We start from the raw sequence: 19799 nt of genomic DNA on the forward strand, positions 1-19799 counted from the left end.
AACGAAGTGGAGGACGCGTGACGGTTTTGGACATGCAGACGCGGATCGCCGAGATCCGCGGCATGATGGGCCTCTCCCGGCCTCCGGCGGCGGCGTCGGGCGACGCGTTCGCGGCGGCGCTCGAGTCCACGATGGCCACGCCCGAGAGCGGCGCGGTCACCGGCGCCGACGTGGTCTCCACCGCGCGGAAGTACCTCGGCACGCCGTACGTCTTCGGCGGCAACACGCCGGAGCGCGGCCTCGACTGCTCGGGACTGGTCCAGCGGGTCTACGCCGACCTGGGGGTCGGCCTTCCCCGGGTGGCCCGGGACCAGGCCCGCGCGGGCACGGCCGTGGCATCGCTCGCCCAGGCCCGCCCGGGCGACCTGCTCGCGTTCGGCAGCCCGGTCGACCACATCGGCATCTACGCGGGCGGCGGCAGGATGATCGTCGCACCGCACTCGGGCGACGTCGTGAAGGTCCAGGACGTGACCACGACGCCGACCGCGATCCGGCGCATCCTGCCGTCGGCCACGGAGCCGCTCGCGCCCGCCTCGGTGGCCGCGTCGGCGATGCGCCCGGCGGCGCTGACCGGCAACGTCCCGTACGCCGACCTGTTCCAGCAGGCCGCCGCGCGGTACGACCTGTCGCCGGCGCTGCTCGCCGCCGTGGCGAAGGTGGAGTCCGGCTTCAACCCGTCGGCGGTCAGCCGTGCCGGCGCCCAAGGCTTGATGCAGATCATGCCGGCGACCGCACGCGGCCTCGGCGTCGACGCGTTGGACCCGCGACAGGCCGTGGACGGCGCGGCCCGGCTCCTGTCGGGCAATCTGCGCCGGTTCGGCGACCTCGACCTGGCCCTGGCCGCGTACAACGCCGGCGGCGGCGCGGTGAGCCGGTACGGCGGCATTCCCCCGTTCCCCGAGACCCAGGCGTACGTGCCGAAGGTGAAGGCGGCGATGGCACAGTTGACGGCGAGGGGGTTCGCGTGACGACCGCTCCCCTGCCCGCTACCCGGGCCGGCACCGCACCGCAGTCCCGCGGCGCCGAACCGGCCCCGACCCAGGACGACGCCTTCGCGGCAGCCCTGGCCGCGGCCGTCCACGGCCGCCTCTCGGAGGGCGCCCCGGTGCACGGCGCCCGCGACGGCCGGGACCGCGGCTCGCCGCCCTCCGGTGGCTTCGCGACGGACCGCGGACGGGCGCGGCCCCTTGCCGAACGCCGGGATCTCGACCACCAGCATGCGGCGGACGCGGTTGCCGCACGCCGCTCGGCCGACGCGTCCGCGGACCGCCGCTCGGCCGAGGCGGCGTCCGACCGCCGCGCCCGGGAAGAGGCGCTCCGGAGGTCTGCGGCGGAGGCGTTCCAGGCCGGCGGCTGGCGACAGCCGGAAAGCATGCGGCAGACAGCACGGCCCGAATCGACCCGGATCGAGTCGGCCCGGATCGAGTCGGCACAGGCCGGCGGGCCGGGCCGAATCGACCGGAACGCTCCCGGACCCGCAGAGTCGGCGCGCTCCTGGAGCAACTCGCCCGCCGGCGCGCCGCCCGCCGGCGCCGCAGCGGGTCCGGCCATCGGCAGGACGGACGTCCCGGCCGGCGTCCGGCAACCAAACGGCGCACGGCCGCCCGTCCCGGCCACGGCCCCGAACGGCACTGTGACCAACGGACCGGCGCCCGACGGGACAACCACGACCGGGACCTCGGCCACCGGCACGACGACTGCCGGAACCCCGACCGCGGAAACCACGACCGCGGAAACCACGACCGCAGGAGCCGCGACGGCTGGAACCAGGGTCGCGGGGGCTACGGCCCCTGAAAGCATGACCATTGGAACGACGGCTGCCGGGACCACGATCGCCGCATCCGCCATCAGGGGCATGACCACCGCCGGCATGACCACCGGAACCGCGGTCGTCGGTCGGCCGGATGGCGTCGGCACCGTGCCGGGCGGCACGGCTGCCGCGTCGCACCGGCCCGGCACCGCTGCCGGAACCCCGGGCGGCGCGACGGCCGCGGACGGGCCGAACGGTCCTGCCGTACCGGGTACCGGGGCCGCCGACGGGACGGACGGCACCGGCCCCGACGGCACCGTGCGGCTGACAGGCCTGTCCGGCAGCAGCCCGACAGGTACCCGAGCCTCCGTCGCCGGGCCGGGCGGCACCGTGCCCGGCACACCGGCCGCAACAGGCGCACCGACGGTCACGGAAGGCGCCGCGACCGGTGCGGCAGGCGCCTCCGGTGCGGCGGCGCCGGGCGCCACCACCGACGCGCCGGCCACTACCACGACGGAGGCGCCGGGCAGTGCCACGACCGGCGCAGCGAGCGGCGCCGCGACGGGCGTGCCGAGCACCGGCGCCACGAACGCACCGAACAGCGGCGCAGCGGGCAGCACCGCGACAGACACACCGAACACCGGCGCGACGGACGCACCGAACAGCGGCGCGACCGGCGCAACGGGCAGCACCGCGACAGACACACCGAACACCGGCGCGACGGACGCACCGAACAGCGGCGCGACCGGCGCAACGGGCAGCACCCCGACAGACACACCGAACACCGGCGCCACGAACGCACCGAACAGCGGCGCGACCGGCGCAACGGGCAGCACCCCGACAGACACACCGAACACCGGCGCGACGGACGCACCGGAACGTAGTGCGACGGGCACGCCTGGCGGCGCTGTGACGGGCACGCCTCGTGGCACCGTGACGGGCGCACCGGACGGCGGCGCGGCCGGGTCACCGGATGACATCGGCGCGGCCCGGTCGGCCGGCACCGGTGGCACCGAGCAGGCGAACACCGACCCCGCGGGCCAGCCGGCCGCCGGCGTCGGGGAGCGGCTCGCCGGTGGAGAGCCGCAGCGCACCGGAGCGGGTGGCGACGCCGGCAGTGGCGGGACGCAGGCCGCTGGGCCGGGCGTCACCGGTGCGGCAGCGGCCGACGGCGGCCAGGGCAGCGGCGCCCAGGGCAGCGGCGCCCAGAACAGCACCGCCCAGAACAGCACCGCCCAGGACAACTCCGCCCAGGACAACTCCGCCCAGGACAACAGTGCCCAGAACACCGCCCAGGGCAGCGCTCAGAACAACACCGCCCAGGGCAACGGCTATCCGACCGGCGGGGTCGTCCAGACCGGCCCCACCACCCGCGATGGGCAGCACGGCCTCACCGGCGGCGGGCAGGCGGCCGCGGCCGTGGCGGGCGCGGCGCACCGCCGTGGCGAGAGTGTCGCCGCCTGGAGCGGACCCGCCGTCGAGGACACGGCCCAGGACCAGGCCACCGCGGCCGGCGGCCGGCAGGAGACGATAGACGTGGCCCAGCCGGGACGGCCCGCGGCCGACGCCGCCATGGGTGCCGCCCTCGCCGGAGACCGCGTGGGCACGCCGCCGGGCCAGCAGGTGACGGCGGCGGGCGGGGCGGGGGCTCAGCAGGTACCGCTGCCTCAGGCGGCCATCGCCGGGCAGGTCGCGATGGTCCTCACGCCCCTTCGGAAGGGGCCCGACGGGGTGCACCGGATGACCATCCATCTCGACCCCGGGGAGCTCGGGGCGGTGAGCATCGTCGCGGAGGTGCGCGGCGGCGCGATCACCGTGCAGTTGCAGGCCGGCAGCGACGCCGGGCGGGCGGCGTTGCAGGCCGCGCTGCCCGAGCTCCGACAGGACCTCCAGCAGGCCGGATTCGGCGGCTGCGAGCTGGACCTGCACCAGCAATCGTCCCCGGGTGGCAACCCGCCGCAACAATTCTCAGGTTGGCACCCCGGGGGTCGATCTGACCAGCGTGCGCCCGAACGTCGCGCGGAAACCCCCGATCGGGGGACGCAGCCGGTGACGGAGGACGCGACCGGCGCGCTGGATCTGCGCGTCTGAGCGAAGGAGACACAGCCATCACCACGCCGACCCCGGTCAGCGGGAACGTCAGCGACTACGTGCCGAAGACGAACGCGCCGGCCAAGAAGCAGGACAGCGACGATCCCGCCAAGCCCGCCAAGCCCGGCGGCGACCTGGGCCGGGACGCGTTCCTCAAGCTGCTCGTCGCGCAGTTGCGGAACCAGGATCCGACCGCGCCGATGAAGAACACCGAGTTCCTGGCGCAGACGGCGCAGTTCACCGTGGTCGAGAAGCTCACCGACATGGCGACCATGGAGCAGAACCTGCTCAACGCGCAGCTACAGCTCGGTGCCAGCAACCTCATCGGCAGGACGGTCACGTACACCGACGCGGAGGGCAAGGAGCACTCGGGCGTGGTGTCGTCGGCCACGTTCGCGGGCAGCAGCCCCACCGTTCGGGTCGGCGACACGGACGTCGCGCTCTCGGCGGTCAAGGAAGTCCGCCAAACCCCGGTAACCCCGGCAACCCCGGCGTCCTGACAACCCGCTGTCGAAAGGAACCCCACCCCAATGCTTCGCTCACTCTTCTCCGGCATCAGCGGCCTGCGCGCGCACCAGCAGATGATGGACGTCACCAGCAACAACATCGCCAACGTCAACACCGTGGGCTTCAAGTCGTCGCAGACGGTCTTCCAGGACACCCTGAGCCAGATGATGCGCGCCGCGGGCGCGCCGCAGCCGGGGCAGGGCGGCACCAACCCGGCGCAGGTCGGCCTCGGTGTGCGACTCGGCGCGATCAACACCAGCTTCGTACAGGGCTCCGCGCAGACGACCGGCCGCGCGACGGACGTGATGATCTCCGGCGACGGCTTCTTCGTGGTCAACTCGGTCAACGAGCAGCTCTACACCCGGGCCGGCGCGTTCAACTTCGACGCCGAGGGCAAGCTGGTCACCCCGACCGGCGCCGCCGTGCAGGGTTGGCCCGCCGTCAACGGCGTGGTCAACACCAACGCGCCGATCGGTGACATCCGGCTGCCGATGGGCACGCTGATCGCGCCGCGGGCCACCACCACCATGGTGATCGCGGGCAACGTGCCGGCGAACGCGCCGGTGAACACCACGATCCCGCGGTCGATCCAGACGTACGACGTGCAGGGCAACGTGGTGACGCTGACGACCAACTTCGAGCGGACGGCGGCGGGCTGGGAGGTCAGCGTCAGCGACGGCACCACGCCGTCGGCACCGGTCAGCGTCACGTTCGGGCCGGACGGCCAGATCACCGGCCCGACCTACACGGACTCGGAAGGCAACACCAAGGTCGGCCTGGTCTACGACCCGGACAGTGACGGTAACGGCGTGACGGTCGACCTGGCCGGGCTCACCGAGTACACCGGCGACACGACCGTCAACGTGCTGAGCCAGAACGGCGCACCGGCCGCGACGCTGCAGTCGTTCACCATCAACCCCGACGGGCAGTTGGTCGGCATCTTCTCCAACGGCAACAAGCAGACCGTCGCGCAGCTCGCCCTGGCCAACTTCAACAACCCGCCCGGCCTGGAGAAGGTCGGCGACTCGCTCTACCGGTTCACCGTGAACTCCGGCCTCGCCCAGGTCGGCGCGCCCGGCACCGTCGGCCTCGGCACGCTGCAGAGCGGCGCGGTCGAGATGTCCAACGTCGACCTGGCGCAGGAGTTCACCAACCTGATCGTCGCGCAGCGCGGCTTCCAGGCGAACTCGAAGGTCATCAGCACGTCGGACGAGGTGCTGCAGGAGCTGGTCAACCTCAAGCGGTAGTTCCTAGGAGGGCTCCTTGATCCTGCTCACCCGCCTCAACGGCCCGGTGTTCGCGCTCAATCCCGACCTGATCGAGCGGGCCGACTGCACCCCGGACACCGTCATCACGCTCGTCGACGGAACCAAGTACATCGTCGCCGAGTCGTTGCCGGAGCTGGTCGCGCTCATCAGGCAGTACCGGGCCTCGGTCGTCGCCGACGCCCAGCACCTGGCCGGGCAGACTCCGGACGAACGTGCGGACGCGGCCGCCGAGCGGATCAAGGAGACCAACGTCGTCCGTCTGCACCGTCGGGAGCGCTGAGCGGTATGGATCCGGCAACCATCGTCGGCATCGTGCTGGCCTTCATCGCGGTCTTCACCGCGCAGATCCTCGAGGGCGGCAGTCCCGGCAGCATCTTCCTCCTACCGCCGCTCATCCTGGTGTTCGTCGGAACGCTGGGCGCCGCGATGGCCGGCGGGACGCTCAAGGACACCCTGGGCCTGGTCGAGTCGTTCAAGCGGGTGCTGCTCAGCAAGGCGGCGACGCCCGACGCGCTGGTCGAGGACATCGTGAAGCTCGCGGAGAAGGCCCGCCGGGAGGGCCTGCTCGCGCTCGAGGACGCGATGAAGGAGGTCCAGGACCCCTTTCTCAAGAAGGGGTTGCAGCTCGCGATCGACGGCACCGACTCCGAGGAGCTGGCCGCCATCCTCGAGGCGGAGGTGGACGCGAAGAAGAAGGCGGACAAGCAGGCCGCGACGTTCTTCACCGCCATGGGCGGCTACGCGCCGACGGTCGGCATCATCGGCACCGTGCTGGGCCTCATCCATGTGCTGGAAAACCTCAGCCAGCCCGAGAAGCTGGGCCACCTGATCGCGGGCGCCTTCGTGGCGACCCTGTGGGGCGTGCTGTCCGCCAACGTCCTGTGGCTGCCGATGGGCGCCAAGCTCAAGCGCATCTCCGAGATGGAGGTCGCGCAGATGGAGCTGGTCATCGCCGGGATCATCAACATCCAGGCCGGCGCGAACCCGCGGCTGGTGGCGCAGAAGCTGCGCAGCCTGCTGCCGCCGGGCGCCGCGAAGCAGAAGGAAGCCGCGTAGCCAGGACCTAACCGCGCTGCACCCCGCCGCAACTCACGCGTCGGCCGGTCGGGCCGATGTCCCCTCCGAGGACAGTACACACCCACGGAGGGGAGGCCGTCGTGAGCGGTGGCGGACACGCGGCCAAAGGCAGCGGACACAGCAAGCGCACCAAGCGCCACGAAGAAGAAGAACACGAGAACCACGAGCGGTGGCTGGTCTCCTACGCGGACATGATGACCCTGCTCATGGTCCTGTTCATCGTCCTGTTCGCAATCTCCCAGGTCGACCAGAAAAAATTCACCGAACTCAAAAACGGCCTCGCCGTCGGGTTCGGCAACCCCTCCGTCGCCTTCAACGGCGGCGAAAGCAACCTGATGGAATCCTCCGACAGCGACTCCCCCATGGACCTGTCCTCCGGCATCGGCGGCACCACCAGCGACGCCACCGCCATCCAGGACGCCGTCGCCGCCAAGGAACGCGCCCAAGCCTCCCAACGCCAAAGCGCCGCCCAGCGCGAAGTCCAGAACTTCGAGCAGATCAAACACCAGATCACCACGGAACTGACCCGCCAAGGCCTACAAGACCAGGTCCGCTACAGCATCGACGAACGCGGCCTCGTCGTCACCATCGTCACCACCGCCGTCGTCTTCGACGGCAACCAAGCACAACTGCTACCCACCGGCCAGCAGATCATCGCCGCGGTCGGACCCGCCATCGCCGCACTCCCCAACACGATCGAAGTCGACGGCCACACCAACCAACTCACCGCCGGCACCGGCACCTACCCCAGCGGCTGGGAACTGTCCACCGCCCGCGCCTCCACCGTCGTACGCCACCTACACACCGACGCCGGCATCCCCGAAACCCGCCTCCAAGCCACCGGATTCGCCGACACCAAACCCCTCTACCCCACCACCGACCCACGCGCCGCCGGCCTCAACCGCCGCGTCGAGATCATCGTCATGTCCAACCTGCCCGCCGACACCCGCGCCCTGCTGCCCTCGGCAGCCACCGACTGAGGGGAGCACCCACATGGCCAACACCGACAAGACCACCACGGACACCCCCAAACCGGGCCGCAAAAAGAAACTCGTCATGATCCTGGCCATCGCCCTGACCGCCCTCATCGGCGGCGGCGCCGGCGGCTACTTCATGTTCCGCCCCACCACCACCAAAGCCGAACCCGAACCCGAACCCGGCGCCGTCATCGTCCTCGACGCCGTCACCATCAACCTCGCCGACGGCCACTACCTCAAACTCAAACTCAGCCTCCAGGCCACCGCCGACGCCGGCGAAGCCCCCGACGGCTCCAAAGCCCTCGACATCGCCATCGCCCTCTACAGCAACCGCGACATGGCGGAGCTGCTGAGCAACGACAACCGCGAGAAGTCGAAGCACGAGCTCAAGGAAAAGATCGTCAAGGCGTACACGGAGAAGAAGACCAAGCTCGTCATGGACGTGTACTTCACGACGTTCGTGATCCAGTAGCCCCGACCGGGCGGATCTGGGGGTTTTTGCGAAACCTCCAGGTCCGTTTCGGCCGTTTTACGTCAAGCTGCACCCGAAAAGACCGATGGTAGGAGAGTGACGCAGTCTTCGTCCGCGACCGGCAGCGGCCGCACGCCCGGCAAGATGAGCCGGCGCGGTGGCAAGAGCTCCGGTCCGGAGCCGTATGACTTCCGGCGTCCGACCAAACTGTCCCGGGAGCACATCCGAACGCTGCAGATCGCCTACGAGACCTTCGCCCGCCAGTACGCCACGCTGCTGACCACGAGCCTGCGCGCCGTGTCCCAGGTCAGCCTGATCTCCATCGAACAGCTCACCTATGACGAGTACATCAGCGGCCTGTCCAGTCCGACGATCGTCGCGATGTTCACCATCGACCCACTGCCCGGTACCGCCATCCTGGAGTTCTCCCTGAGCACCGCCATGGCCTGCATCGACCACATGCTGGGCGGCCCCGGCGGCCCACAGCCGCAGCGACCGCTGAGCGACATCGAGACACCCCTGCTCCACGGGCTCATCGATCGCACGCTCGGCGAGCTCCGCTACGCCTTCGAGGGCATCGTCGCGCTGCGGCCGGAGATGACCACGATCGAGTACAATCCCCAGTTCGCCCAGGCCGGAGCGGCCTCCGACGCCGTGATCGCGTCGTCGTTCGAGATGCGGGTGGGCACCGAGGAATGCGTGGCCACCGTCTGCCTGCCGTTCGGCTCGATCTTCCCGAAGCTGCAGGGTGAGCGCGGTGACGCCGTCCTGACCGACGCGCAGCGGCTCGCCCGGGAGGCCGCCTACCGCAACGTGGTCGCCGGCCTCGAAGGCGCCCCGATCGAGGTCGCGGTGCGCTTCCAGCCGGTCCGGATGCACCCCGCCGACCTGATCGGCCTGCGCCCCGGCGACGTCGTGCCCCTCGCCCACACGACGTCGACCCCGCTGGCCGTCACCACCGCGGACATCACGTTCGCGTACGCCGTGCCCGGCGCGCAGGGCAACCGCATGGCCTGTCTTGTGGTGCCCAACCCGCAGCCGGGTCAACGACCGACGAGCCGGCCCTCCGGACAACTCGGCCAGAAGAACCGTGCTGAGGAGACCAGCCGATGACCATCGCCACCAACGAGGCCCTGCTGGGTCGGGCAGAGGCGGCCGCGCAGGCCGCCGTGGCGCTGCTGCCCGCCAGCTCCCCGCTCTCCGTCGGTGCGCCCACGCAGAACCTCGACGAGCTCACCATCGACGGCCAGGCGGTCCGCGCGCGGTTCGCCGGTGCCGCACAGGGCGAGGTCGCGATCGTCGTCACGCAGGACCTCGTCGAGGCGCTGGCCAACTCCCCCATGGGCAGCCTCGACCTGAGCCAGGCGGTCCGGCCCGCGCTGGAGGCCGCCGCGGCGACGATCGGCCCGGTGGTGGTCGACCCGGGCACGGTGCTCGAGCCGGCCGACGCCATGGGGCAACTGGTCACCGCCAACGGGCTGCTCGTACCGCTGACCGGGGAGGCCGGTGTGCAGGCGGTGGTCGGCATCGCCATCGCCGCCGAGGTGGTCGGCGACCGCGAGGACCGCGACAACGCTCGGCCGGAGCGCGGCGAACGCGGCGGACGGCCGGCGTTCGACCTGCTGCACGACGTCGAGATGGAGGTGACCGCGGAGCTCGGCCGGACCCGGATGAGCGTGCGCGAGCTCCTTTCGCTGGCCCCCGGGGCGGTGATCGAGCTCGACCGCGCCGCCGGCGGCCCGGCCGACCTGCTCGTCAACGGCCGGTTGATCGCGCGCGGCGAGGTGGTCGTCATCGACGAGAACTTCGGCATCCGGATCACCGAGATCGTCGGTCCGGGCGACCGGGCCTGAGCCGGGGAACCACGATGATCGAGCTTGCTTTCCGCGTTCTCTGCTCACTCACAGTAGTATTGGCAATACTCTGGGCAATTGCACGGCTGGTCCGACGCCCGCTCACCGGCCGTGGTGGAGGAACGGTCACCGTGGTCGCACGCCAGCAGCTCAGTCGCGGATCCTCGGTGGCCGTGGTCAAGGTCGCCGATCGCGCGCTCGTCCTCGGCGTGAGCGACGCGGGGGTCTCCCTCCTCGCCGACGCCGACGCCACGCTCTTCCCGGAGCCGCCGCCGGCCGAGAACCCCGTCGGGCAGGCCCTGAAGGTGTTCCGGAGCGCCAGGTGAAAGGGGTCGTACTGGCCGCGGTCGCGCTCGTGTGCGCCGTGCTGCTGTTCGGCCCGGCCGTCGCGGCGGAGGCCGCACCCACGCCACGGCCGCCGGCCCCGCCGAGCGCGCCGGTGGTCGACGGGTCGCCGGACGGCACCGTCAACATCGACATCGACGGCGTCAAACCGAGCCAGTCGATCACCATCCTGATCGCGCTGACGCTGCTCTCCGTCGCGCCCGCGCTGCTGCTCACCTGCACCGCGTTCACGAAGATCTTCGTCGTGCTGAGCATCACCCGCAACGCGCTCGGCCTCAGCAACGTGCCGCCCAACCAGGTCATCGCCGGCCTGGCGCTGTTCATCAGCCTGTTCATCATGTCGCCGGTGCTCTCCGACATGAACAAGGACGGCGTGCAGCCCTACCTCAAGGGCGAGAAGACCCAGGCCGTCGCCTTCAAGGACGGCGTCCAGCCGCTCGAAGCGTTCATGCTCAAGCAGACGCGCAAGGACGAGATCGCACTCTTCACCAAGATCGCCGACCGGCCGATGCCGAAGAACAAGGACGACGTGCCGCTCACCACGCTCATCCCGGCCTTCGTGCTCTCCGAGCTGCGGGCCGCGTTCATCATCGGCTTCGTCATCTTCATCCCGTTCCTGGTGATCGACATGGTCGTCTCGGCCACCCTCATGTCGCTGGGCATGATGATGCTGCCACCGGTGACCATCGCACTGCCGTTCAAACTCCTACTGTTCGTGCTGGTCAACGGCTGGGGACTGATCCTCACCGCGCTCGTGGCCAGCTATCGAGGTTGACCGCCCCGTCCGGGAGGCGGGGGGGTATCCACGGAAGGGTTCCGATGACCGACACCAAGATCATTGAACTCAGCATGCAGGCCATGACGATCGCCGCGAAGCTCGGCGCGCCCGTCCTGCTCACCGCGCTCATCGTCGGCTTCGTCGTGTCGCTGTTCCAGTCGGTGACGCAGATCCAGGAACAGACGCTGTCGTTCGTCCCGAAGGCGGCCGCGATCGGCGTCGCACTGCTGTTCGCCGGCAACTGGATGCTGCACGAGATGGTCACCTACACCGAGCAGCTCTACGCCCAGATCCCGAACCTCATCAACGGCGCCTGATGGACGTCGGCGTCCCGCTGAGCACGGTGCTGGCGATCCTGCTGGCATCGATCCGCGCGGGCGTCTGGCTGGCCCTGTGCCCGCCGTTCAACAACCGTGGCACCCCCGCGACGGTGAAGGCGCTGCTGTCGGTGGCGATCGCGCTGCCGCTGTCCCCGAAGCTGGCGACGCAGGTGCCGCCGGACATGTCGGCCGGCCTGCTCGTCGCCAACGCCGTGGAGCAGGCCGTGGTCGGCGCCGCGCTGGCGTTCCTGACGATGCTGCTCTTCGCCGCGACCCAGATCGCCGGCAACCTCGTCGACCTCGTCGGCGGCTTCAGCCTGGCCTTCGCGTTCGACCCGTTGTCGCTCCAGGGCAACGCCGTCTTCGGCCGGTTCTACGGCCTCATCACGATGGCGATCATGTACGCCACCGACTCGCATCAGCTCATCCTGCGCGGCTTCACCCAGTCGTACAAGGCGATCCCGCTCAACGGCACCATGTCGATGAACAACTTCACGCAGTTGGTGACCACCGGCGCCGGCCAGATGTTCCTGGCGGGCCTGCAGATCGCGGCGCCGCTCATCGCGATCATGCTGTGCGTCGACGTGGCGCTGGGCCTGCTGACCCGCGCGGCCCCGGCGCTGAACCCGTTCGCCTTCGGCTTCCCCGCGAAGATCCTGCTGACGCTCACGGTGGCCGGGACGGCGATGATGCTGCTGCCGAACGCGATCGCCAACCTCACCACCCGGTCGCTGACGCTGGTGCTGCGCCTGCTGAACGGTTGACGACCACAGCAGCGCCGACGCGACGGCCACTTCACGATCCAGCCAGGCCGCGCAGTGGAGCCGTGCGGCCCGGCGGCGCTAGGTCGGCGGGCCCGCGGGCAGCACGTTGGTGTGCAGGCCGGCGGCGGAGCCCTTGGACTTCAGCAGCATGATGAAGGCGAGCACCCGGGCCACCGCGCCGAAGAACTCGGCCGGGATCTCGTCGCCGATGTCGCAGGCGCCGTAGAGCGCCCGGGCCAGCGGCACGTCCTGCACAAGGGGGACGCGATGCTCGGTGGCCACCTCACGGATCTTCGCCGCGATGATGCCCGCGCCCTTCGCGACCACCCGCGGTGCGCCCTTCGCCGGCTCGTAGCGCAGCGCCACCGCCACGTGGGTCGGGTTGACCACGACCACGTCGGCCTTCGGCACGTCCGCCATCATGCGGCTGCGGGCCATCTCGTGCTGCCGCTGGCGGATCTGGCCCTTGACGTGCGGGTCGCCGTCGCTCTTCTTCTGCTCCTCCTTCACCTCTTCCTTCGACATCTTGAGCTGCTTCATGGTTCGCCGGCGCACGACGGCGTAGTCGGCGGCGGCCAGCACCAGACCGGTGGCGGCGGCGACCCGCACGACCCGCAGGACGGTGTCGGCGACCATCCCGATGACGGTCTGCAGCGGGATGGTCGTCGCCGACAGCAGGGCGGGCACGAGGGTCCGCATCGTGTTGTAGACGACCAGGCCGAGGACGATCACCTTGAACAGCGACTTCACGGACTCCCACAGGGCCTGCCCGCCGAACGCCCGCTTGATGCCGCTGAACGGGTTGAGCCGCTTGAAGTCGGGCTTGAAGAGCTTCGTCGCCGGGCGCAGGCCGCCCTGCGCGGCTGCGGCCAGGATGGCGAAGACGAGCAGCCCCACCGTGATCGGCGCGATCAGGACGACCAGGTCCTTCGTGGCGATCTTGACCAGCTCGAGCGCCTTCTCCGGCTCCGGGTCGACGAAGGCCTGCGTGGCGCGGGAGAACAGCATCTCGCTCCGCGACAGCGTCTCCCGGCCCATCCACGGAATGAGGAGGCTCGCGAGCAGCACCCCGCCCCACGCGCCCAGGTCGGGGGTGCGCGCCCGGGTGCCCTCGCGCCGGGCCTGCCGCTTCTTCTGCTCGGTAGGCTGCTCGGTCTTCTCGCCGGCCATCGCTCCTCGCGCTCCGGACGGCGCCTACGCGGCGCTCGACCCCAACGCGCCCTCGATCGTCTTCATCGACCAGCCGACCGCCGCGAGGTACGCCTTGGCCAGCTCGCCGGAGGACACCGGGGAAAGCGACAGCGCCTGCTCGTCGGCCCGCTCGTACGCGCGGACCACCGACAGCACCTGGCCGAGGCGGCCGTGGCCGTCGATGAGCGCCTCGGCGACCTCGACGGTCAGGGGCAGCCGCGACACCAGCTCGGCGACCGGCTCGGCGATGAGCTCCGCGACCCCGGCGAGCAGACCGACGGTGAACGCCGCGTCGCCGGACAGGCCGAGCCGCTCGGCGACCGTCTGGCACAGCCGGGCCCGGGCCATCGTCGACGACAACTGATCCTCGCTCGCCGACTCGGCGACGTCGCTGACGAGCATGAGCGCGGCCCACTGCCGGATCTTGGCCGAGCCGAGGAGGACCACCGCGTCCCGTACCGAGGCCACCTTCCGGGGCAGCCCGGCCGCCGCGGAGTTGGTGGCGCGCAGGACGCGGTACGACAGGGCCGGATCGCTCCGTACGATCGCGCTGACCTTCGTGATGTCGGCGTCCTCGGCGGTCACCGCGCCCAGCAGCTCCAGGCGGCGCAGGCGCGACGGCGACAGGGACACCGCGGTCAGCACCTGGGGACGGCCCACCGCGTACCCCTGAAGCAGATCGAAGCCGAAGCGCTTGGCGAGGAGGATGTGCTCCTCGGTCTCGACCCGCTCGGCGACGAGCTTGACGCCGCTGTACCGGCGGACCTGGTCGACGACCTCGGCGAGCTCCTCGGGCTCACGGATCAGCAGGTCGAGCTTCACGTAGGCGGCGAGGCCGAGCAGCCGCTCGTGACCGAGGCCGAAGACGAAGTCGTCGAGCGCGATCTCGTAGCCCTGTTGGACCAGCCGGGCGGTACCGGCGATCACCGTGTCGTCGATCTCGACCGTCTCCAGGATCTCCAGGATGGCGTGGTCGGGGTCAAACGGCAGCGGCAGGTCGCCGACGAGGAAGTCACGGGTCAGGTTGATGAAGCACTTGTGCCCGCCGACCAACTGCTCCAGCCCGAACTCGGTGAACGCGTTGACGATGACCTGGCTGGTGGCGTACGCGCTGCGCCGGGTCGCCTCGACCTCGCCCGCCGCACCGCGGAACAGCAGCTCGTAACCGACGACGTGACCGCTCCAGTCGTAGAGCGGCTGGCGCCCGATGTGGACGAGCTGCGTCGGTTCGGCCCGGGGCGGGTCGCCGTCCGACCCGGAGCGGGAAGAGGCTGTCGCGCGTTGCACGGTCAGAGGATCGGCACCCGGCGCTGCAACCAAAGGAAAACCCTCAGAACTACCCGTTCGGCACCGATCAGGGGGATGTTCCCCGGTCAGCCTGGAGTGGAGAGCGTGCCGAAGCGCCTGACGCAGTACATCGTGCCGATCGGCATCGTGCTGATCATCCTCATGATGGTCGTACCGCTGCCGGCCGTCGTGCTCGACACGCTGATCGCCGCCAACATCACGCTGGCGCTGGTCATCGTGCTCGTCAGCATGTACGTCAAGCGGCCACTCGAATTCTCCTCGTTCCCGTCGCTGCTGCTCATCGCGACACTCTTCCGGCTGGCGCTGAACATCAGCGCGACCCGCCTGGTGCTCACCGACGGCTTCGCCGGCAACGTCATCGACGCGTTCGGCCACTTCGTCGTCGGCGGCTCGCTCATCGTCGGCCTCGTCATCTTCCTGATCCTCTTCATCGTCCAGTTCATCGTCATCACCAAGGGCGCGGAGCGGGTCGCCGAGGTCGGCGCCCGGTTCACGCTCGACGCGATGCCCGGCAAGCAGATGGCGATCGACGCCGACCTCAACGCCGGCCTGATCGACGAGGCGACCGCACGGAAACGGCGGAGCGAGATCACGGCCGAGGCGAACTTCTACGGCGCGATGGACGGTGCGTCGAAGTTCGTCAAGGGCGACGCGATCGCCGCCATCATCATCACGCTGGTCAACCTCATCGGCGGCTTCGCGATCGGCATGCTGCAGCGCGGGCTGTCGGCCACCGACTCGATCCAGACGTACTCGCTGCTGTCCGTCGGCGACGGCCTGGTCTCGCAGATCCCGGCACTGCTGCTGTCGGTCGCGACCGGCCTCATCGTGACCCGGTCGGCCAACGACGGCGACATGAGCACGACCGTCAGCCAGCAGCTCGGCCAGAACCGGCGCGCGCTGATGATCGGCGGCGGTGCCGCGCTCGCCCTGTGCCTGATCCCAGGCCTGCCGAAGCTGCCGTTCCTGCTCGTCGGCGCGGTGGTGCTCATCATCGCGCAGCGGCTGCCGAAGCAGCGCCCGGACTCGGCGGAGGCGCAGACCGAGGAGGTCCAGGAGGCACCACCGCCGGACCCGACCGAGGTGTTGCTCGGCGAGATGCGGGTCGACCCGCTGGAACTCGCGCTCGCGCCGGACCTGGTCGACCTCGTCGACGCCAGCGGCGGCGACCTGTTGGAACGCGTGCGGGCACTGCGCCGGAAGGTGGCGCTGGAGCTCGGGATCGTCATGCCACCCGTGCGCACCCGCGACGACCTCGAACTGCCGCTGTCCACCTACGTCGTGCGGATCAGCGGCGTCGAGGTGGGCCGCGGGCAGGCACCGCCCGGCACCGTGCTGGCGATCGGCGAGGGCCTCGAGTTCCTGCCCGGCCGGGCCGGCGTCGAGCCGGTCTTCGGCCTCGCCGGCAAATGGGTGCCGGCCGAGCTGCGGCATCAGGCCGACCTCACCGGCGCCACCGTGGTCGACCGCGCCTCGGTCATCATCACGCACCTGGCGGAGATCGTCCGCATCCACGCGAGCCGGCTGCTCGGCCGCGAGGACGTCCGCAACCTCACCGAGGTCGTCAAGCGCACCCACCCGGTGGTCGTCGAGGAGCTGACGCCGGCCGCGCTGAGCCTCGGCCAGGTGCAGCGGGTGCTGCAGACGATGCTGGACGAGGGCGTGCCGATCCGCGACCTCGTACGCATCTTCGAATCCCTGTCGCTACAGGCGAAACAGTCCTCGGATCCAGACTCCCTGGTCGAGGCGGCCCGCGCGGCGCTCGGCCCGGCGATCGCCAACCGCTACGCCCAAGACGGCACGCTCACCGCCATCACGCTCGAACCGAGACTGGAGCAACAGCTCCTGGAATCCTTGCGCCCGACCGAAAGCGGCCTGCAGTTGCTCATCGACACCGGACGCGCCGAGTCGATGCTCGCCGACCTGACCCGACTGACCGAGCAGGGCGAGGAGCGGGGCGTCAGCCCGGTGCTCGTCTGCTCGCCACAGCTTCGCAGCGCGCTGCGCAAGCTGGTACAGATGGCTCTACCACGTTTGCCGGTTTTGTCGTACTCGGAGATCGCCGGGAGTACGCTGCGGGTTGAGACTATTGGGGTGGTGAACGGTGCCTACCCGGTTGCTGCTTGAGGGTCGTGACCTCGAGGAACTGCTCGCGCAAGTCCGCGCGGAGCACGGGCCCGACGCTGTCGTCGTCTCCGCCGAGAAGGTCCGCACCGGCGGTGTCGGCGGCCTTTTCGGGACCCAGAAATACGAACTGACGGTTGAGGTCCCGGATGCCGCTGGGACAACTGAACCACCCGCCGGGCCTACCGGCCAAGACGACACGCCGAAACGAGCACTGAGTATCGAGGATCTGGCTGCGATGGCGGATGCCGCCGAACGACCACGGGCGTCGGGCTCCGGGGCCGCGTTCGCGGAGATGCTCGCGGCGGAGCGCCCGACGACGGCCGCCGACGCGCTGAACCAGCTCCTGGCCGGGGAGGCCGGCGCACCGGCCGAGGAGTCCGCGGCGCCGTCGGTGCGGCCCTTCCGGCCCAGCGCCAACCAGCCCGTGGCGAAGCTCGGCATGCGGCAGGTCAACGCGGGCCCGGCACCGGCGACCACCCGGCCCCAGGCCCCGGCGGGACCGCAGGACCGCGTCGTCGCCGGCCCCAACCGCGGATCCGTCGCCGCCGGTCGCGGCGCCGCCCCTGGTCGCCCGGAGCCATCGGGGTTCGACCGCACCGGCTACGTGCCACCAGGTTCCGTCCGTCCCGACCCGGCCGGTTTCCGGCCGGGTGATTCCCGGCAGGAGTCCGTAATGCCTGTTGAAGCGACCGCCACCGTGGAGAAGCCGCGCACGCCTCCCGCGAGCGAACGGCTGGCCAGCGCGTACAACCCCCAGGGCGGAACGCCGTCCGAACCGGCCGAGCGCATCGAACGGCCCGAGCGGCAGACCGCGCTGTCCCGGAAGCTGCAGTCGCTGGGGGTGCCGACCGACCTCGCGTTGCGGGCCACTTCCGCCGACACGTACAGCGCGATCGTCGAGGCGTTCGCCGCGTTGCCGGACGCCGAACCGGCACCGGACGCGCCGGGCGAGACGCTCGTGGTGGTCGGCGAGTCGGCGCACGCCGTGGACGTGGCCCGCTGGGTCGCCGAGACGCAGCGCCTCGACGGCGACCACATCCTCTTCGCCGGCCGCAACGCCGCCGCGGCGGGGATCGAGGCGAAGCGCCGGATCACCGGCCCGCACGACGCCCGGCTGTGGGCGAAGAAGCTGCGCAAGTCCGACGCGCCGAGTGTCGTCGCGGTCGAGGCGGCGCTGGACGAGGCGCACTGGGCGGCGGCCATCATCGAGGCGGTGCGGCCGGTCGCGGTGTGGGTGGTCGTCGACGCGAGCCGCAAGACCTCTGACGTCGCGCACCACCTTCAGGGCCTGCGCCGGGTCGACGCGATCTGCCTGCGCGGGACGATGGCGAGCGGCGACCCCGCCAGCCCGCTGTCGCTGCGGCTGCCGGTGGCGCTGCTGGACGGGCGGCCTTCCACGCCGTACCAGTGGGCGGCGATGCTGTGCGAGCGCCTGAGCCTGGTGGGCGGCTGAGATGCTGGGCATGGCGCGGTTCTCTACGCTGTTCCTGGCGTTGCTGATCGCGTCACCCGCGCTGTACGCCGGCTTCGTCACCCATGATCTCGACACCCAGACGGCCCTGCTGCGCCTGCTCATCGCCGTCCCGGTCGCCGCGATCATGCTCGCCGTGTTCCGTGTGGTCACCGGCACCTACGGCAAGCCGAAGGAGAAGCCACCGGCCGGGGGCGCCGAGCCGACCGGCGGCGCGCCCTTGAAGGCCGAGGCCGTGGCGGGTGAGCCCTTCCCGCAGCGCCGGGCGGAGGACAGCAACGGATAGGGGTTCGCCCCGAACCTGGAGCGTTCCGGGAGCCGGGGTCGCACGTCTCGCGCAAAGGAGACGGTCACCGGCGGGCGGTGGCAGGCTTCAGGCATGGACGAGTTCGACGTGGTGGTGATCGGCGCCGGGCCGGCCGGTGCGAGCGCCGCGCTCGCCGCGCGCCGGGGCGGGGCGAGCGTGCTGCTGCTGGACAAGGCCGGCTTCCCCCGGGACAAGCCGTGCGGCGACGGCATCGCGCCGCACGCCCTCGACGTCGTGCGCGGGCTCGGGGTGACCGGGCTGGAGGAGGGCTTCGCGCCGGTGCCGGTGCTGCGCCTGACCGGGCCTGGCGGCGGGACCGTGGCGCGACCGCACCGGCGGCCCGCGTACACGATCCCCCGGCTGGTCTTCGACAACCGGCTGGTGGAGGCGGCAGCCGCGGCCGGTGCGGTGGTACGGCGGCACGCCGTGCGCCGCCTGGAGGAGCGCGCCGGCGGCGTGGTGGTCGACGGGGTGATCGGCGCGCGGACCGTGGTCGGGGCGGACGGGGCCTATTCATCGGTACGGAAGGCGCTCGGTCAACCGGCCAACGGTCCCGGGCACCTGGCCCTCGCGATCCGCGGCTACGCGACCGCGCCGGTGGGCGAGCCCGAGCAGCGGATCGTCACGGCGGCGGCCCGCTGGCCCGCCTACGCGTGGTCGTTCCCGATCGGCGACGGGCGCGCCAACATCGGCTACGGCGAGGTGCTGCGCGGCTCGCCGCTCTCCCGCGCCCACCTGCTCGACCGGCTCGCCGCGTTGCTGCCCGACCTCGACGTGGCCGGCGCGACCGATCTGCGCGCGCATCACCTGCCGCTGTCGACGCGGCGCCCGCTCCCGGCGCGGGGGCGGCTGCTGCTCGCCGGCGACGCGCTGTCGCTCATCAACCCGTTCACCGGGGAGGGCATCTTCTACGCGGTGCTGTCCGGCGCGCTCGCGGGGGCCGCGGCGGTCCACACCGACGCGCCGGCGCGCCGCTACCTGGCCTCGCTGCGCCGGCGGCTGGGCCGTCACCTGCGCCACTCCCGCGCGGCGGCGCTGCTGGGCGGGCGCCGCTGGATCGTCGACGCGGCGGTCCGCGCGGCAGCGGGTGACCAGCGGGTGTTCGACACGCTGGTCGAACTCGGCCTGGGCGACGGCCGCCTCACACCGCGCACGATCGGCGCCATCGCCCGCCACGCGGCTCGCCGCTGAGC

General features: G+C 71.3%; 20 protein-coding genes. 18 read left to right on the plus strand and 2 right to left on the minus strand.

The features are described 5' to 3' along the window. The first annotated feature begins 17 nt into the window (after positions 1-17). The 14 genes from Drose_RS31830 (at position 18) to Drose_RS31895 (ending at position 12202) form a co-directional block, all read left to right on the plus strand. The gene (locus tag Drose_RS31830; protein ID WP_260724962.1) at positions 18-968 is read left to right on the plus strand and encodes a lytic transglycosylase domain-containing protein; all 951 of its coding nucleotides are present in this window, start codon (positions 18-20) and stop codon (positions 966-968) included. Continuing rightward, positions 965-3841 (plus strand): flagellar hook-length control protein FliK, encoded by a 2877-nt coding sequence (locus Drose_RS31835; RefSeq protein ID WP_260724963.1) that lies wholly within the window; start codon positions 965-967, stop codon positions 3839-3841. The genes Drose_RS31830 and Drose_RS31835 overlap by 4 nt, the downstream gene beginning before the upstream one ends. A 59-nt stretch (positions 3842-3900) precedes the next feature. Further along, the gene (locus tag Drose_RS31840; protein WP_260724964.1) at positions 3901-4341 is read left to right on the plus strand and encodes a flagellar hook capping FlgD N-terminal domain-containing protein; all 441 of its coding nucleotides are present in this window, start codon (positions 3901-3903) and stop codon (positions 4339-4341) included. Positions 4342-4371: 30 nt separating this feature from the next. After that, on the plus strand, positions 4372-5595 hold the full coding sequence (locus tag Drose_RS31845) for a flagellar hook protein FlgE (RefSeq protein ID WP_260724965.1): 1224 nt from the start codon (positions 4372-4374) through the stop codon (positions 5593-5595). Between the two features lie 16 nt (positions 5596-5611). Further along, positions 5612-5896, plus strand: a complete 285-nt coding sequence (locus tag Drose_RS31850) for a flagellar FlbD family protein (RefSeq protein ID WP_260724966.1) — start codon at positions 5612-5614, stop codon at positions 5894-5896. A 5-nt stretch (positions 5897-5901) separates the two neighbouring features. Beyond that, a complete protein-coding gene (locus Drose_RS31855) occupies positions 5902-6672 on the plus strand; it encodes a flagellar motor protein (protein WP_260724967.1) in 771 nt (256 codons plus the stop codon). A gap of 101 nt (positions 6673-6773) precedes the next feature. Continuing rightward, on the plus strand, positions 6774-7673 hold the full coding sequence (locus Drose_RS31860) for an OmpA/MotB family protein (RefSeq protein ID WP_260722792.1): 900 nt from the start codon (positions 6774-6776) through the stop codon (positions 7671-7673). A 13-nt stretch (positions 7674-7686) separates the two neighbouring features. Continuing rightward, complete coding sequence (locus tag Drose_RS31865; RefSeq protein WP_260724968.1) at positions 7687-8142, plus strand: flagellar basal body-associated FliL family protein; 456 nt, start codon at positions 7687-7689, stop codon at positions 8140-8142. A 96-nt stretch (positions 8143-8238) separates the two neighbouring features. Then, a complete protein-coding gene (locus Drose_RS31870; RefSeq protein WP_260724969.1) occupies positions 8239-9255 on the plus strand; it encodes a flagellar motor switch protein FliM in 1017 nt (338 codons plus the stop codon). Next, complete coding sequence (fliN, locus tag Drose_RS31875; protein WP_260724970.1) at positions 9252-9995, plus strand: flagellar motor switch protein FliN; 744 nt, start codon at positions 9252-9254, stop codon at positions 9993-9995. The genes Drose_RS31870 and fliN overlap by 4 nt, the downstream gene beginning before the upstream one ends. A 131-nt stretch (positions 9996-10126) precedes the next feature. Then, positions 10127-10321 (plus strand): flagellar biosynthetic protein FliO, encoded by a 195-nt coding sequence (locus Drose_RS31880; RefSeq protein ID WP_260724971.1) that lies wholly within the window; start codon positions 10127-10129, stop codon positions 10319-10321. Then, a complete protein-coding gene (gene fliP / locus Drose_RS31885) occupies positions 10318-11115 on the plus strand; it encodes a flagellar type III secretion system pore protein FliP (protein WP_260724972.1) in 798 nt (265 codons plus the stop codon). Before Drose_RS31880 ends, fliP begins: the two co-directional genes overlap by 4 nt. Before the next feature lie 44 nt (positions 11116-11159). After that, the gene (fliQ, locus tag Drose_RS31890; protein ID WP_260724973.1) at positions 11160-11435 is read left to right on the plus strand and encodes a flagellar biosynthesis protein FliQ; all 276 of its coding nucleotides are present in this window, start codon (positions 11160-11162) and stop codon (positions 11433-11435) included. Continuing rightward, a complete protein-coding gene (locus tag Drose_RS31895; protein ID WP_260724974.1) occupies positions 11435-12202 on the plus strand; it encodes a flagellar biosynthetic protein FliR in 768 nt (255 codons plus the stop codon). Before fliQ ends, Drose_RS31895 begins: the two co-directional genes overlap by 1 nt. Positions 12203-12280: 78 nt before the next feature. Here Drose_RS31895 and Drose_RS31900 read toward each other — a convergent pair whose 3' ends face one another. Both Drose_RS31900 and Drose_RS31905 read right to left on the minus strand, forming a co-directional pair. Continuing rightward, positions 12281-13372 (minus strand): EscU/YscU/HrcU family type III secretion system export apparatus switch protein, encoded by a 1092-nt coding sequence (locus tag Drose_RS31900; RefSeq protein WP_260724975.1) that lies wholly within the window; start codon positions 13370-13372, stop codon positions 12281-12283. Positions 13373-13396: 24 nt separating this feature from the next. Continuing rightward, a complete protein-coding gene (locus Drose_RS31905; RefSeq protein WP_260724976.1) occupies positions 13397-14680 on the minus strand; it encodes an EAL and HDOD domain-containing protein in 1284 nt (427 codons plus the stop codon). A 105-nt stretch (positions 14681-14785) separates the two neighbouring features. On the opposite strand from Drose_RS31905, the gene flhA reads away from it, so the two are divergent. From flhA to Drose_RS31925, 4 genes are all read left to right on the plus strand, one after another. Next, positions 14786-16828 carry a flagellar biosynthesis protein FlhA gene (gene flhA, locus Drose_RS31910; RefSeq protein WP_260724977.1) on the plus strand — a complete coding sequence of 681 codons (2043 nt, stop codon included), beginning with the start codon at positions 14786-14788 and terminating at the stop codon, positions 16826-16828. Further along, positions 16806-18281 (plus strand): hypothetical protein, encoded by a 1476-nt coding sequence (locus Drose_RS31915; RefSeq protein ID WP_260724978.1) that lies wholly within the window; start codon positions 16806-16808, stop codon positions 18279-18281. The genes flhA and Drose_RS31915 overlap by 23 nt, the downstream gene beginning before the upstream one ends. A 10-nt stretch (positions 18282-18291) precedes the next feature. Next, positions 18292-18585, plus strand: a complete 294-nt coding sequence (locus Drose_RS31920; protein ID WP_260724979.1) for a hypothetical protein — start codon at positions 18292-18294, stop codon at positions 18583-18585. A 93-nt stretch (positions 18586-18678) separates the two neighbouring features. Further along, complete coding sequence (locus tag Drose_RS31925; RefSeq protein WP_260724980.1) at positions 18679-19797, plus strand: geranylgeranyl reductase family protein; 1119 nt, start codon at positions 18679-18681, stop codon at positions 19795-19797. Positions 19798-19799 lie beyond the last annotated feature (2 nt).

The sequence above is a fragment of the Dactylosporangium roseum genome (genome assembly GCF_025264685.1).
GTDB lineage: Bacteria > Actinomycetota > Actinomycetes > Mycobacteriales > Micromonosporaceae > Dactylosporangium > Dactylosporangium roseum.

Coding starts and splice junctions, on each gene's coding strand:
- Drose_RS31920 (WP_260724979.1), top strand. CDS start 18,292: ATGGCGCGGTTCTCTACGCTGTTCCTGGCGTTGCTGATCGCGTCACCC.
- Drose_RS31855 (WP_260724967.1), top strand. CDS start 5,902: ATGGATCCGGCAACCATCGTCGGCATCGTGCTGGCCTTCATCGCGGTC.
- fliN (WP_260724970.1), top strand. CDS start 9,252: ATGACCATCGCCACCAACGAGGCCCTGCTGGGTCGGGCAGAGGCGGCC.
- Drose_RS31845 (WP_260724965.1), top strand. CDS start 4,372: ATGCTTCGCTCACTCTTCTCCGGCATCAGCGGCCTGCGCGCGCACCAG.
- Drose_RS31895 (WP_260724974.1), top strand. CDS start 11,435: ATGGACGTCGGCGTCCCGCTGAGCACGGTGCTGGCGATCCTGCTGGCA.
- Drose_RS31865 (WP_260724968.1), top strand. CDS start 7,687: ATGGCCAACACCGACAAGACCACCACGGACACCCCCAAACCGGGCCGC.
- Drose_RS31925 (WP_260724980.1), top strand. CDS start 18,679: ATGGACGAGTTCGACGTGGTGGTGATCGGCGCCGGGCCGGCCGGTGCG.
- fliQ (WP_260724973.1), top strand. CDS start 11,160: ATGACCGACACCAAGATCATTGAACTCAGCATGCAGGCCATGACGATC.
- Drose_RS31900 (WP_260724975.1), bottom strand. CDS start 13,372: ATGGCCGGCGAGAAGACCGAGCAGCCTACCGAGCAGAAGAAGCGGCAG.